We start from the raw sequence: 13,885 nt of genomic DNA on the forward strand, positions 1-13,885 counted from the left end.
GTGGTGTCCTGATGTTCTCTCTGGATGTCCTAGATAACGATTAAGGACCCCAAAACGGCAATTACACTGTTGTTATTATTACATTTAAACTGACTTTAAGCTCATGAATATATTGAATTGGAGTAACAAAATGAAGTTCAGATCATTAATATACACGCTATTGATATTTACGCTAGAGTCTGCGTCAGCACAGGCAGAAACAGCACAGCATCAAACCGGCCTTATCACCCTAAAGATCACGTCGCCGGACAGCAGTCGCCATTTAAATGGTTACATTTGGTATCCAACCCATCAGCAAACTGGCGCCCAAAGCGCCCATGGAAATGCGGTTTGGGAAAACATCAGCGTCATTCCAAATGCTCAACCCATTGATGGGAAATTGCCTTTGTTCATCTTTTCACATGGCATGTTTGGCAATGCCAGAAATCAAGCGTGGCTGGCTTCGGCGCTTAGTCAATCGGGTTATTTTGTAGCCGCCATCAATCACCCCGGAACCTCAACATTTCTGCGTGATGCCTATGACAGGCGTCAGCTTTGGAAGCGGCCGCAGGATATTTCAAGAACCATAGACCATATCATCAATCATCCCGATTTCGCCAAGCGCGTGGATGAAAACCGCATCTTTATGGCGGGCCATTCTTTGGGTGGATTTACCGCGGTTTTATTGGCCGGAGGACGCTACGACCCTGATAAGATTGCTACGCATTGTGTGCAATTTCCCCAAGATTTTATCTGTCGAATAGTAAAGGAATGGCGTATTGCAAAAACAGCCGAGGACCAAAGCAAGATGTCTCAGGATCTGTCAGATTCAAGAATAGCAGGCTTTGCCGTTTTTGATCTTGGCGGCACACAAAGTTTTTCAACTGAAAGCCTTAGCAAAATCGAGCGCCCGCTTTTGGTTATTGGGGCAAAAGCCAATTACGCCAACATAAATCTCGATGGTGAATCCCGCGCTTTGGTTGCAGCGCTTCCAGCGCAGTCTAAGCGCTATCTAGAACCGGAAGGGCTGTCACATTTTGACTTTCTTGGGGTCTGTACGGATCAGGCATTGGATATTTTGAAAGCAGAAGACCCCGAGGACGTGTTTGTCTGCGAAAACGGTGGGGACGCACGCCGCGAAAAACATCAAATGCTAACCCAAGCTGTGCTCAATTTTTTTGAAAATCTCTAAGGTGGCAACCACAAAATTAAAACCAACACCGCCGAATGACATGCAGTGTTGGTTCTTTGAAACCTCGCAAACACGGGGATTTTACTTATTCTAGATCGTATCTGCCCAAAACCCATCAATCGCCTGTGCGGTCTCGGCCGCATGGGTGATTGGCACCATATGGCCCGCGCCACCAATTACCGCGCGCTGCGTCTGCGGCAATCGATTTTGCAGCGCGGTATTTACGGCCCCTGCACTAGGGTGCGACGCAGCCCCTTCAATCAACAGCACTGGCACATCAACAGAGGCCAACCGGCCAGGTTTTGAAAACCCGTAACGATCTCCGATTACGTTATGCTCGCCCGCTTTGATCATACCAATTTTATCGATCATCGTCTGCTTCGCGCGCGGCGGCACATCTTCCCAGCGGCGACCATCACCCCACATGCGGGAAAACTCGCGCGCTGCGGTTTCCAGATCACCGCGCTGCCAAGCCTCTTCGAACCCTTGATGATCTTGGGCATAAAGAGCTTTAAGCTCTGGATTGTCAGCAAAGGCAAGATTGATCAGCACCGGCTCGATCAGTACCAGTGAGCGTACCATTTTTGGCAGTTCAAGTGCTAGCCTCAGTGCAATTGTGCCGCCGTACGAGTGCCCGATCAAATCCATCGGCTGATCCAGAAAAGTTTTTGCAATCTCTGTGCCAATAGTATGAAAATCACCTTGCTCGTGCCAGGGCGCAGATTTGCCATGTCCGGGCAAGTCAAAGGCGATAAAACGTTGGGCAGAGCCAAGATGTTCCGTCAGCCCACGCCATGCACCCGCGTTGCCCATGGTGCAATGCAGCATTAAAACCGGTCTGCCATCCCCTTCCGAGTGCGTATAGTGGGTCAAATGCCCAGCGCGGTTTTCAATTGGCATTAAAGCGCACCAGACAAATGTGCATCAAGATCGTCAAGCCGGTCCTGCCCCCAAAAACGTTGGTCCCCATCAACAATATAAAACGGGGCACCAAACGCGCCAGCGTTCACCGCTGCTTCGAGATTGGCGGCATATTCTTCGGCCCCTTGCAACAAACCGCCGGCCGCCAGCGCAGGGTCAAATCCCGCCGCTGTCAGACAGTCGCGGATGACATCATCTTCGGCGATATTGCGATCTTCGGCCCAGCAGGCACGGGTCATCGCATGAACCAATGTGCCCAGATCACCACCGCCATTGTTTTTGGCCGCAATAAAGGCATACGAGGCCGGTGCCTGATTGGTTGGCCAATGCGCAGGGTTCAAATTTATGGGCAGAGCTAGTTTTTTTGCCTGACGTGTAAGTTCTTGCAATCGATACTCACGACGGCTGATGTGGCGCTCTTTAGGGACCAAACCGCCTGTGCGTGAAAACAGCGCCGCCACATCCAGTGGCCGATAGATAATATCGGCACTGTGGCGCGCTGCTATATCGCTTAATCTTTCGCCCGCAAGATAGGTGTAGGGCGAAATAACCGAAAAATAATACTCAATTGTTGGCAAATTCTCTCTCCTGCGCATCCACCACTTTGCCAGACGATAACGTCATGCTAAGCGGTGTCAACGTCACGAATCTGTCACATAGTGCATCTGGGGAAAAGTTATATGCCAACTATCACTGAACCGAAGCTAATCTCGGGAAACGCAAACCTGTCTTTAGCCAAAGCTATTTCGCGGCGCATGTCGCTTCATCGCGGCCTTAACGTGGGCTTGGTAGATGCCCGCGTTGAACGGTTCAACGATCAAGAAATCTTTGTCGAGGTTTATGAAAACGTGCGCGGCGAGGATATGTTTATCATCCAGTCCACATCAAATCCTGCCAATGATAACCTGATGGAACTTCTGATTATGGCCGATGCCTTGCGGCGGTCTTCGGCCAGCCGGATCACCGCGGTTATTCCCTATTTTGGATATGCACGGCAGGACCGTAGATCAAAAGCCCGGACCCCAATCAGTGCCAAGCTGGTGGCCAATATGCTGGTTGAGGCCGGCATCGAGCGGGTGCTGACCATGGATTTACACGCAGCACAAATTCAGGGATTTTTCGATATTCCGGTGGACAACCTCTATGCCTCGCCAATTTTCGCTTTGGATATTATGCACCAGTTCAAAGGTCAGCTTGATGATGTGATGGTTGTATCGCCAGACGTGGGCGGTGTAGCCCGCGTACGAGAGTTGGCTAAACGGATCAGCGCACCACTTTCCATCGTGGACAAACGCCGTGAAAAACACGGTGAAGTGGCTGAGATGACCGTGATTGGAAACGTTGAAGGCAAAAAATGTATCATTGTAGATGATATTTGCGACACTGCTGGCACGCTGTGCAAAGCGGCCGAAGTTTTGCTTGAAAACGGTGCCTCGGAAGTTCACTCATACATCACCCACGGGGTCTTATCTGGCCCTGCGGTCGAACGGATTTCAAAATCAGTAATGAAATCACTGGTGATCACCGATTCCATCGAAGCCAGCGATCCAGTGAAAGCCGCACCAAACATTCGCATTGTGCCTACAGCGCCCATGTTTGCCCAGGCAATCTTGAATAGTTGGAACGGCACATCGGTGTCTTCACTGTTTGAAACCGATACACTAGATGCGATTTATGACGGGCATTTCTTTAACTCTTGAGGTATGTGGGCAAAAAACCCTAACCAACAAAAAAACGGGCTCCTGCAAACAGGGGCCCGTTACCTTTTTAAGTCAACTGAAGTTTAGCCGCGGCCAAACTCTGGATAGGCTTCCATACCCAGTTCGGACATGTCCAAGCCGTTCACCTCATCATCTTCGCTGACGCGGATACCGATGGTTGAGCGCAGCACGAACCAGACAATACCGGACGCGATGACCACAAAGATACCAACCACAATGATGGAATAAAGCTGGGTGACCAGCGAAGCATCAGAGTTGGTGAAGACCACAGCGATTGTGCCCCAGATACCAGCAAACAAGTGTACTGGGATCGCGCCAACCACATCGTCGATTTTGAAGCGGTCAAGCATTGGCACTGTGAGTACCACGATAACACCACCCACGGCGCCAATTAGCGTCGCTGCACCAAGGCTTGGGGTCAGCGGCTCAGCCGTGATTGACACCAGACCAGCCAACGCACCGTTCAAAACCATCGTGAGGTCAGGCTTCTTGTACAGCAGCTGTGATAGGATCAAAGCCGCAACTGCACCGCCGGCTGCTGCCGTGTTGGTGTTGCTAAAGATCCGGCTGATATCGGCCACATTGCCCGCAGTATCCATATAAAGCTGAGAACCACCGTTGAAGCCAAACCAACCAAGCCACAGGATAAATGTACCCAAAGTTGCTAGCGTCAGATTAGAGCCAGGGATCGGGACGGTTTTGCCTTCTTTGGTGTATTTGCCAATCCGTGGGCCAAGGATGATCGCGCCTGTCAGCGCAGCCCAGCCACCAACTGAGTGCACAACAGTTGATCCAGCAAAATCCAAGAAGCCCATGGCATCAAGGAAGCCGCCGCCCCATTTCCAGCTGGCTTGGATCGGGTAGATCACAGATGTGAGCAAAATGGTAAAGGCTAAAAATGGCCAGAGCTTGATCCGCTCAGCCAAGGCGCCGGAAACGATCGACGCTGTTGCCGCACAAAACATCAGCTGGAAGAAAAAGTCAGACCCAACAGATGCGTAGGTAAGATCAGGCTCTTCGCCGGCCAGTCCAACGGCTTCAAGCGCTGTTATGCTAAAGCCACCAAGCATGCCTTCGATACTCCAGCCATCTCCAGGATACATCAGGTTATAGCCGATCAGGTAGTAAAAGATCGACGCCAGAGAAAACAGCCCAATATTTTTCGTGAGCTGCATGGTGACGTTCTTTGACCGCACTAGACCGGCCTCGAGCATGGCGAAGCCTGCCGCCATCCAAAACACCAAAAATCCAGCGACGAGGAACATGAATGTGGTGAAAATAAAGCCAATCTCACCGTTAAGTGGCGTGACATCAGCCTCTTGTGCCAAGCCGAGTGTCGGAAGGCAAACTGCCAGCATTGCGCCAGCGAGAGTGAATGTTCTTTTGGTAAACATTGTTCAAGGGTTCCTTTGTTAGATAGCCTCTGGACCGGACTCGCCGGTGCGCACTCTGACGGTCTGTGCGACATCAAGAACAAAAATCTTGCCATCGCCAATTTTGCCCGTTTGAGCAGTTTTCATTATGGTTTCGACGACTTGGTCAGCCGATGCGCTCTCAACCACAATTTCGAGTTTGATTTTGGGAACAAAATTCACCGCATATTCCGCCCCGCGATAGATTTCGGTATGTCCAGATTGGGCACCAAAACCTTTTATTTCCGACACCATCATCCCCCGAACACCAATCTCGGTCAGCGCTTCGCGCACATCTTCGAGTTTGAACGGTTTGATGGCTGCAATGATCAATTTCACCGTGTTTTCCTTCCTTAGTCGGGCCAATGAATGGCCAAATTGAGAAACGTTGCGAGCCCACAAAAGTGCTGCTGGTTTTAAAAGGGAAGGAGAGCCAGGGGTAAAATTAGTCAAAAATATGGCAAAAGCGCATATTTTTTGCGCATTTATGTTATTTTGATTATTTTTTAATCTTAAACGGAATGAAATTACCGGACGAAATGCCCTAAACAAGCAGACAAAAGCCGACTATGCTGCGCAAAACAAAGACGCCTTGAGGCTTTACAAATACATGGCAGGCACCCGTAAACCGACCAAACAATTGGTCGCCGACAATCGATATCCGAAGCGCCGCGGCGCTGGCGGCGCACCAAAAGTGAGCGCCTCTAAAAAAACAAGCCGGTCACCGAAGCAGAAGCCGAAAGGCAATATGATAACTCGGTTCATCAAATGGGTGCTGCGGTTGATTTGGAAATTGATATGGGCGGTGCTGTGGCGCACCGGCCTAACCATTGCTGTGCTGGTTTGTCTTGCAATCGGCTATGTGTGGTTCAGCCTGCCACCCGTAGGCGAGCTTTTGGATGGCCGAGCGCGGGGCTCTGTTACCCTGCTTGATTATCAAGACGAGATTTTTGCCTGGCGCGGGGATCAATTCGGCGGTGTTATCAATGCAAAGACAGTTTCTCCCCATTTAAAAAATGCGGTTGTCGCAACAGAGGACAAACGCTTTTATCGCCATTTTGGTCTAAGCCCACGCGGCATTGCAAGCGCAGTCCGGATAAACCTAAGCGAAGGCCGCGGGCCGCTATCCGGTCATGGCGGATCAACAATCACCCAACAGTCTGCAAAATTGCTGTGCCTCGGCGTGCCCTATGACCAAAACCGCTGGGCCAGCGAACGCGCCTATGAAGCCGATTGCCGCCAAGGGTCTCTATGGCGCAAAGTGAAAGAAGCGATCTATGCGCTCGCGATGGAGGCCAAATACAGCAAAGACGACATATTGACGATTTACCTAAACCGGGCCTTTCTGGGCGCAGGCGCTCGCGGATTTGAGGCTGCTGCACAGCGCTACTTTGGCCGGTCGGCGGCCGATGTTAGCCCAGCAGAAGCCGCCATGCTTGCCGGTTTGCTAGTGGCCCCGACCCGCTATGCCCCAACCAACAATCTGATACGGTCGCAAAACCGCGCCGGAGTGATTATCGGCCTGATGGAAGAGCAGTCCTATCTCAGCGCGCAAGAAGCCGCAGCCGCACGGCAAAAACCTGCCGTGCTATCGCCCGCAGCCGAAGCCAATGCAGGTGGATACTTTGCAGATTGGGTGATGGAAAGCGGGCCACTTTTCTTTACCCGCAATACCACCGAAGATGTGAAGATTAAAACCACGCTCGATCCTACCATCCAAAGGGCGGCGGAAGAGGCACTTGAGTATGTTTTCAAAGATCTGGTCAAAACAGGATCCGAAGCGCAGGCCGCGATCGTGGTCATGTCGGCTGATGGCGCCGTGCGCGCGATGGTGGGCGGGCGTAAGCTAAAAGTCTCCGGGGCTTTTAACCGCGCCACCCAAGCCCTGCGCCAAACCGGTTCGGCTTTTAAGCCTTTCGTCTATGCCACCGCGCTGGAACTAGGTTACTCACCGCTCGACATGCTTGAGGACAGCCCCCTAACGCTAACAATCCCCGGTTCAGGCGATTGGAGCCCCAAAAACTACTCAGAAGAGTTTTTGGGCCAGGTCACCTTAAGCGAAGCTCTCACCAAATCCCTCAACATTCCAGCCGTACGTCTTTCAGAAGCTGTTGGCCGCGAAAATGTGCGCATAGTGGCCGCTGACTTTGGCCTTGGAACCGATCTGGCAGAAGGTCCGGCGATTGCGCTTGGGGTGTCGGAGGCAACGCTTATTGATATGGTCGGCGCGTATGCCGGAATTTTAAATGGTGGCTCGGCAGTCACCCCCTATGGCTTGCTTGAGCTTCGCTTGAACGAGGACAATGAACCTGTAATGGGGGCCGGCGGCGGCATCGGGGAAAGAGTGATCCGGCAATCTGCTGCTGAGCAGCTGGTCTATATGATGGAAAAAGTTGTCGACGAGGGTACCGGGCAACGCGCCGGGCTTGAGGGCTGGCAAGTGGCGGGCAAAACCGGCACCACGCAAGCGGCCCGAGATGCCTGGTTTATCGGCTTTACTGCCGATTATGTGGCAGGCGTTTGGATGGGCTATGATGACAACCGGCCCCTTACGGCGGTCACTGGCGGCGGACTACCTGCACAGATCTGGCATGAAACCATGACCCGAGTACATCAAACGGATATGCCAAAGCCACTGCCGATGTCTGCACCGCAGCCGCCGGGCGGGCCCGCGCCCACAGGGGGATTTTTCAATCGCAATGGTACCGGTGAGCAGGATCGCCCAAGAGGTGCAATCAATACCCTTTTACGCCGCTTGCTTGGCAGCCCTTAATTGCATCGCGGGCAGCAATTTTAACCCATTTTTTCCAGATCGGAAATCAGCGCCTTTAGATCGCCGCGCCGTTGATCCAGCATCGCACCAATTTCTGTGCGCTCGGTCAGAAGCATATTGATACCTTCCATGAAGATATTGAAAAAAAGCGGCCGCCCTGAACGATCAGAGACCAAAAATATAAGCTCCATCTTCGAGCCGCCCCGAAACTCGACAATGGCCTTAACCTCATGAAAGCTTTTGACAGCTTTCGTTGACTTCACATCAATCCGGCCGCCGACAAATTCATTAAACTGCGCGCCATATTTACGCGAGAAGTAACTTGAAAAAGCGTCCGTGAAAGCCGCCATCTGAGCCGGGGATGCGCTGCGCGCGTCACGCCCCAGCGCATATCGCGCTATGGTTTTTACATCTGCGTAGCGCTGAAAAATTTTCTCGAAATCAGCCAGTATGGCAGGTTCACTTTGACCCGATTGAATAACCGTATTGATATCATCGACCACATTGCCAACAAGTTTTTTGGCTTGAGCTGTGCTGAGCGCCCAAACCGGCGCTGCCACATGAATGCACGCAGCCGCAAGCCCCAAAATTACAGTTCTGCGCTGCGGTTTATTCTTCTTCAAATATGTCGTCATAGGGGTCAAAATAGACATCCTCTTGTTGGCCACCAATTTCAAAACGCCGTTGTTGCAGGAATATACCACGCATTTGGGCATAGCTATCCGCACTTTCATAAAGCACAGAATCAATCATTCCTGCAAATTGGCCGCGTTGACTTAGAATTGATCCAACGCGGGTCGATGTTGCTATTACTTGTTGCTCGGCGGTTGCAAACTGGCCAATCGGGTTAAGAACGTAATCAATAGCAGTTCCAACTGCATCCCGGCCCGTTGACGGACCAAGCAGAGGCAATTCTAGGTATGCACCCTCACTTACACCCCAAACATGCAGAGTCTGGCCAAAATCTGAACGCCCACCATCAATCCCAAACTCAGCAGCAGGGGTTGCAATACCTGCAAGGCCCAGCGTTGAATTTATGCCGAATTTTGCAGTATTCTGCACAGCCGATATCAATTCGCCCTGCAGCAGATCATTCACAATATGGCTCGGCACAGAAAGGTTACTTGCCACGTTGCCGATCATGGTTTCAACAGTATCGTTCACGGCTCTAGAATACCCGACGGCCAATGGCCGAAAGAGCCTTTTATCAAGGGCTTTATTGACGGCGTGCGTTTGACGGTTGGTGGACTCATAGGGGTCGTGAATATCAGTGACAAGCATCTGAGGGCTGCACGCACTGAGCACGACCAGCGCAATCGCCAAACACAGCTTATATAAAAAAGCCATTTGTACCACCATTTAACACTGCCGCCGGATCAATCGCACAAAAAAATTTGATTCCACTATAGTTATATATCGCATCAAGGCATGAGTTCCACCCAAGACCCACATCACGACAAAATGTAATGCACTCTAGCCATAAGTTAAATGATGTGTAATACTTTTGGATTATTCGCTCCACTAAAGAATATATTTATGGCAATTACATCACACCAATATGGCCAACAAGAACTGATTAAAGCGCGCAATGAAAGCCGTTGGTTTTACTGGGGTGTCGGCCTATTTAGCTGCTTTGCCAACCTTCTACTACTAACCGGCCCACTTTATATGCTGCAAATCTACGACCGCGTGCTGAGCAGCCGGTCCGAAGCAACTTTGGTGGCTTTGACAATAGTGGTTGTATTTTTATATGCCGTGATGGGTCTTTTGGATTTTGCCCGCGGCCGGATTATGGCCCGCGTCGGTGCGCGGTTTCAGGCGCGGCTGGACCGCCGGGTTTTTGATGCAATGCTGCGCAGATCCGCAGTGAAGCAAGACCCTTTGGCGGCCAGTGCTGCAAATGACCTTGAAATGATTCAGCGATTGATGACATCGCCGGTTCTTATGGCCTTTTTCGATCTGCCTTGGACGCCAATTTTCCTTTTAGGAATTAGCCTTTTTCACCCATGGCTTGGGATGTTGGCCCTAAGTGGTGGCGCTATTTTAATCGGTTTTGCCCTGCTCAACCAACTGACCACGCGCGTGGCAGGCGCAAAAGCAAATCAGGCGAGCTTTCGCGCAACACAAACTGCCGAGCATATGCGCAGCGAAGCGGAAATGATCCGCGCACTAAACATGTCGGCAGGTGCTTTCGAGCGCTGGCAAACCCTGCGCAATTCGGCCTTGGTAAATCAACTGACGAATTCTGATTATAGCGGCGGTTTCACAGTTATGATCAAAACATTCCGGCTGTTTCTGCAATCTGCGATGCTGGGTCTTGGTGCTTATCTTGTGCTGCAAGAACAACTCACCCCCGGCGCCATGATTGCCGGATCGATTTTACTTGGCCGCGCCTTGGCCCCAATCGAATTGGCGGTCGGGCAATGGGCTTTGGTACAGCGCGGCCGCAAAGGTTGGAAAAACCTGTCGAAGCTTTTAAGCGAAACGCCACCCGAAACACAGCGTACCCCGCTTCCGATTCCAAAAGCGCAGCTTGAAGCACAGGCTTTGACCGTCTTTCCGCCGGGTGAACAAACCGCAGCGCTCAAATCTTTGACCTTTAGCATACCGCCGGGCTCTGCTGTTGGGGTCATAGGCCCATCGGGTGCTGGTAAATCCACTCTGGCCCGCACTTTAACAGGGGTCTGGCCGCCGGCCGGCGGTAAAATCCGGCTTGATGGTGCGCCACTTGACAATTATGCCTCTGAGTTTTTGGGCGAACATATCGGCTATCTGCCCCAACGGGTGCAGCTTTTTGATGGCACAATTGCTGAAAATATTGCGCGGCTCTCCCCCGATCGCCCGCCAGAGCATATCATTGAAGCGGCCCAAAAAGCCGCTGCGCATGAGATGATCCTATCGTTTCCCGATGGCTATGACACCCAAGTGAGCGCCTTTGGCGGTCAGCTGTCCGGCGGTCAAATTCAACGTATCGGGCTTGCCCGTGCGCTGTGCGGTGATCCAGTGATTGTCGTGCTGGATGAGCCCAACTCAAACCTTGACCATGAAGGCGGACTTGCCTTGAACGCCGCCATTCGCGCACTAAAAGCCGAAAGAAAAACAGTGCTGATTATGGCCCACAGGCCGGCAGCCATTCAAGAGTGCAACCTGCTTTTGATGCTGGACGGGGGCCAATGTAAAGCCTTTGGTCCAAAAGAGGATGTGTTAAAATCAACAGTACAAAACTATCAGGCGTTGGCCCAACCATCCCCGTCTAAAGAGGCAACATGACAGGCTCTACAGCCGTTTTTGCCCTTAGGTGGCCAATGCTTTTGGGGCTTTTTTCACTGCTGGTTTTGGTTGGCGGGTTCGGCAGCTGGGCAACCTTTAGCTCACTATCGGGCGCCATTATTGCCAGCGGCCAGATTGAGGTGGAAAAAAACCGTCAAGTGGTGCAACACCCCGATGGGGGCGTCGTGGCGGAAATCGTTGTTGAAGAAGGCGAGTTGGTCCAACGCAATGCAGTTTTGGTGCGCCTCGACCCCAGTGCCGAACAGTCCGAGATGGCGATTATCGAAGGTCAGCTTTTTGAAATGATGGCCCGGCGCGGCCGTCTTGAGGCTGAGCGCGATGCGCTTTCAAAGATTAGCTTTGATCCAAGACTTGCGCACCAAGCCTCAAAAGATCCGGAAGTTGCTGAATTGATGCAGGGCCAGAAACGGCTGTTTGAGGCGCGCGGGGCCTCAATAGATCATCAAAGTGAACAGCTGGCAAAACAACGCGAACAGGTGCTCAATCAAATCGAAGGCCTTGCTGCGCAGCAAACAGCCCTAAGTATACAACTGGAACTGACCGAGGAAGAGTTAACAAACCAGCAAACCCTGTTTGACCGTGGTTTGGCGCAGGCTGCAAAACTCCTTGACCTAAAGCGCGCAGCCGCGCAATTGCACGGCCAAATTGGTGATCTCACTGCCAGAACAGCCCAAGCATCCGTCCGGATCACCGAGCTTAATGTCGAAATTGATGCGCTGCAGACCCAGCGGCGTGAAAAAGCCATCAGCGATCTGCGAGATCAGCAATTTAGGTTTCTTGAACTGGAAGAGCGACATCGTGCGCTACAGCAAAAGCTAGCGCGGATGGACATTCGAGCGCCGGTTTCCGGCATTGTCTACGGGCTTGCAGTGCATGCGCCGCGCTCGGTAATACGGCCTGCCGATCCAGTTTTATTTCTGATCCCACAAGACCGGCCTTTGGTGATAGCCGCGCGCATCGAGCCTATTCATGTTGATCAAATATTTCTAGGCCAAGAGGTGGCCTTACGGTTCTCTGCACTGGATCAGCGCAGCACGCCGGAACTTTTCGGGACGGTCACGCTTATTTCGGCCGATGCGTTTCAAGACCAAAATGGCCAACAGCCCTATTACCGCGCGGAAATTATACTACGCGATGGCGAGTTGGCGCGGCTTCCTCCTGAGATAACGCTTATCCCCGGGATGCCGGTTGATGCTTTTATCCGTACCGCCGAACGCAGTCCGCTAAATTATTTTCTCAAACCTTTGAGCGATTATTTCATCCGCGCATTCCGCGAAACCTAAACCGGCTCTTTTCGTGGCAGAAAATTAGGGCTAAGTAGGGTTTAACGCATGCAAAAAGGATTTAGCCATGAGTGGGAATTTTGAAAGCAAACTGGCGCAAATCGGCGTCACCTTACCCGATGCACCAGCGGCAGCGGCGAATTATGTGCCTTTTGTCACTGTCGGGGACATTGTACATGTCTCGGGTCAAATTCCCGGCACAATGGGCGGGCTAATTACTGGCAAGCTTGGGGCGGATATGACCACTGAAGAGGGCGCAGAGGCGGCCAAAGCCTGCGCCATTAATCTGCTTGCTCAGGTCAAAGCCGCCTGCGGCGGCGATCTTGACCGCTTGGTGCGGGTCGTCAAGCTGACCGGATTTGTCAATTCAACCCCGGACTACACAGAGCAGCCTCAGGTCATCAACGGGGCATCAAATTTCTTGGCTGAAGCGCTAGGTGAAGCCGGCAGACATGCGCGGTCCGCCGTGTCAGCGGCGGCTTTACCATTGGGAATAGCCGTCGAAATCGAAGGCATTTTTCAAATAAAATGACCCTGCTGCTGCCCGACGCGTTCCTGCAGGTGCCCATAGCGCATCGCGGCTTTCACGGTGGGCAAAATGGCGTTGAAAATAGCCGCGAAGCGATTGCCAAGGCTGTTGCCCTTGGCTATGGGATCGAGCTTGATCTACAATGCTCGTCCGATGGTCAGGCAATGGTGTTTCATGACGAAACGCTCAACCGTATGACCGGCGTAGCCGGGCGAGTAATGGATAAAACTGCCGCCGAACTTGGTGCAGTTCAGCTGCTTGGTGGGCAAACTGGCATACCGGCACTTGTGGATATTTTGGCTCAAGTTGCCGGTAAAGTTCCTCTGCTGATCGAGATTAAATATAAGCACGGTGAGCTTGACCCAACTGACGGGCAGCTAGAAGGCGCAACTGCTGCGGCCTTGCATAGCTATCGCGGCCCAGTGGCCGTTATGTCTTTCAATCCACATTCTGTGGCCCACATGGCCAAGCTTGCGCCGGAAATTCCCCGTGGCCTAACCACGGATAGCTTTTCTGCCAAAGACTGGCCCGACATATCCGAACAGCGTTTGCAGCAGCTTCGGCGACTTGATGGGTACGATGCAATGGAAGCAGGATTTATAAGCCACGATCAGAGCGATCTGGCCAACGCCCGTGTGGCCGAAGTTAAATCAGCTGGGCATCCGGTACTGTGCTGGACTATCACATCAGAGGCCGAAGAAGCGATTGCACGGCAGATGGCCGACAATATTACCTTTGAAGGCTATGCCGCGCGGATTACCCCTTGATCCTAGCGCCCATCACG

13 protein-coding genes are annotated in these 13,885 nt (G+C 52.1%); 7 read left to right on the top strand and 6 right to left on the bottom strand.

The features are described 5' to 3' along the window. The first annotated feature begins 103 nt into the window (after window positions 1-103). Window positions 104-1,171, top strand: coding sequence for a hypothetical protein (locus GN278_14450; GenBank protein ID XAT61852.1), 1,068 nt, complete (start codon window positions 104-106; stop codon window positions 1,169-1,171). Between the two features lie 90 nt (window positions 1,172-1,261). On the opposite strand, the gene GN278_14455 is transcribed toward GN278_14450, so the two are convergent. Together GN278_14455 and GN278_14460 are read right to left on the bottom strand one after the other, a co-directional pair. Beyond that, window positions 1,262-2,071, bottom strand: coding sequence for an alpha/beta fold hydrolase (locus GN278_14455; GenBank protein XAT61853.1), 810 nt, complete (start codon window positions 2,069-2,071; stop codon window positions 1,262-1,264). Further along, complete coding sequence (locus tag GN278_14460; protein XAT61854.1) at window positions 2,071-2,670, bottom strand: 2-hydroxychromene-2-carboxylate isomerase; 600 nt, start codon at window positions 2,668-2,670, stop codon at window positions 2,071-2,073. The genes GN278_14455 and GN278_14460 overlap by 1 nt, the downstream gene beginning before the upstream one ends. A 102-nt stretch (window positions 2,671-2,772) precedes the next feature. Here GN278_14460 and prs point away from each other — a divergent pair, with 102 nt between their 5' ends. Beyond that, window positions 2,773-3,792 carry a ribose-phosphate diphosphokinase gene (gene prs / locus GN278_14465; GenBank protein ID XAT61855.1) on the top strand — a complete coding sequence of 340 codons (1,020 nt, stop codon included), beginning with the start codon at window positions 2,773-2,775 and terminating at the stop codon, window positions 3,790-3,792. Between the two features lie 83 nt (window positions 3,793-3,875). On the opposite strand, the gene amt is transcribed toward prs, so the two are convergent. Next, window positions 3,876-5,207, bottom strand: a complete 1,332-nt coding sequence (gene amt / locus GN278_14470; GenBank protein XAT61856.1) for an ammonium transporter — start codon at window positions 5,205-5,207, stop codon at window positions 3,876-3,878. A gap of 18 nt (window positions 5,208-5,225) precedes the next feature. After that, window positions 5,226-5,564, bottom strand: coding sequence for a P-II family nitrogen regulator (locus tag GN278_14475; protein ID XAT61857.1), 339 nt, complete (start codon window positions 5,562-5,564; stop codon window positions 5,226-5,228). A 271-nt stretch (window positions 5,565-5,835) separates the two neighbouring features. Here GN278_14475 and GN278_14480 point away from each other — a divergent pair, with 271 nt between their 5' ends. After that, a complete protein-coding gene (locus GN278_14480; protein ID XAT61858.1) occupies window positions 5,836-7,998 on the top strand; it encodes a glycosyl transferase in 2,163 nt (720 codons plus the stop codon). 20 nt (window positions 7,999-8,018) lie between these two features. On the opposite strand, the gene GN278_14485 is transcribed toward GN278_14480, so the two are convergent. Together GN278_14485 and GN278_14490 are read right to left on the bottom strand one after the other, a co-directional pair. Next, window positions 8,019-8,633 (bottom strand): ABC transporter substrate-binding protein, encoded by a 615-nt coding sequence (locus tag GN278_14485; GenBank protein XAT62688.1) that lies wholly within the window; start codon window positions 8,631-8,633, stop codon window positions 8,019-8,021. Next, on the bottom strand, window positions 8,608-9,279 hold the full coding sequence (locus GN278_14490; protein XAT62689.1) for a VacJ family lipoprotein: 672 nt from the start codon (window positions 9,277-9,279) through the stop codon (window positions 8,608-8,610). Before GN278_14490 ends, GN278_14485 begins: the two co-directional genes overlap by 26 nt. A gap of 255 nt (window positions 9,280-9,534) precedes the next feature. Here GN278_14490 and GN278_14495 point away from each other — a divergent pair, with 255 nt between their 5' ends. The 4 genes from GN278_14495 (at window position 9,535) to GN278_14510 (ending at window position 13,868) form a co-directional block, all read left to right on the top strand. After that, window positions 9,535-11,268 (top strand): type I secretion system permease/ATPase, encoded by a 1,734-nt coding sequence (locus GN278_14495; protein ID XAT61859.1) that lies wholly within the window; start codon window positions 9,535-9,537, stop codon window positions 11,266-11,268. After that, window positions 11,265-12,572: an HlyD family type I secretion periplasmic adaptor subunit gene (locus tag GN278_14500; protein ID XAT61860.1), complete on the top strand. Its 1,308-nt coding sequence runs from the start codon at window positions 11,265-11,267 to the stop codon at window positions 12,570-12,572. Before GN278_14495 ends, GN278_14500 begins: the two co-directional genes overlap by 4 nt. Before the next feature lie 67 nt (window positions 12,573-12,639). Next, window positions 12,640-13,104: a RidA family protein gene (locus GN278_14505; protein ID XAT61861.1), complete on the top strand. Its 465-nt coding sequence runs from the start codon at window positions 12,640-12,642 to the stop codon at window positions 13,102-13,104. Then, on the top strand, window positions 13,101-13,868 hold the full coding sequence (locus GN278_14510) for a phosphodiesterase (protein ID XAT61862.1): 768 nt from the start codon (window positions 13,101-13,103) through the stop codon (window positions 13,866-13,868). The genes GN278_14505 and GN278_14510 overlap by 4 nt, the downstream gene beginning before the upstream one ends. Window positions 13,869-13,885 lie beyond the last annotated feature (17 nt).

The sequence above is a fragment of the Rhodobacteraceae bacterium Araon29 genome (assembly GCA_039640505.1).
Lineage (GTDB): Bacteria > Pseudomonadota > Alphaproteobacteria > Rhodobacterales > Rhodobacteraceae > CABZJG01.

Coding starts and splice junctions, on each gene's coding strand:
- GN278_14485 (XAT62688.1), bottom strand. CDS start 8,633: ATGACGACATATTTGAAGAAGAATAAACCGCAGCGCAGAACTGTAATT.
- GN278_14455 (XAT61853.1), bottom strand. CDS start 2,071: ATGCCAATTGAAAACCGCGCTGGGCATTTGACCCACTATACGCACTCG.
- GN278_14450 (XAT61852.1), top strand. CDS start 104: ATGAATATATTGAATTGGAGTAACAAAATGAAGTTCAGATCATTAATA.
- GN278_14510 (XAT61862.1), top strand. CDS start 13,101: ATGACCCTGCTGCTGCCCGACGCGTTCCTGCAGGTGCCCATAGCGCAT.
- GN278_14495 (XAT61859.1), top strand. CDS start 9,535: ATGGCAATTACATCACACCAATATGGCCAACAAGAACTGATTAAAGCG.
- amt (XAT61856.1), bottom strand. CDS start 5,207: ATGTTTACCAAAAGAACATTCACTCTCGCTGGCGCAATGCTGGCAGTT.
- prs (XAT61855.1), top strand. CDS start 2,773: ATGCCAACTATCACTGAACCGAAGCTAATCTCGGGAAACGCAAACCTG.
- GN278_14505 (XAT61861.1), top strand. CDS start 12,640: ATGAGTGGGAATTTTGAAAGCAAACTGGCGCAAATCGGCGTCACCTTA.
- GN278_14500 (XAT61860.1), top strand. CDS start 11,265: ATGACAGGCTCTACAGCCGTTTTTGCCCTTAGGTGGCCAATGCTTTTG.
- GN278_14490 (XAT62689.1), bottom strand. CDS start 9,279: ATGCTTGTCACTGATATTCACGACCCCTATGAGTCCACCAACCGTCAA.
- GN278_14480 (XAT61858.1), top strand. CDS start 5,836: ATGGCAGGCACCCGTAAACCGACCAAACAATTGGTCGCCGACAATCGA.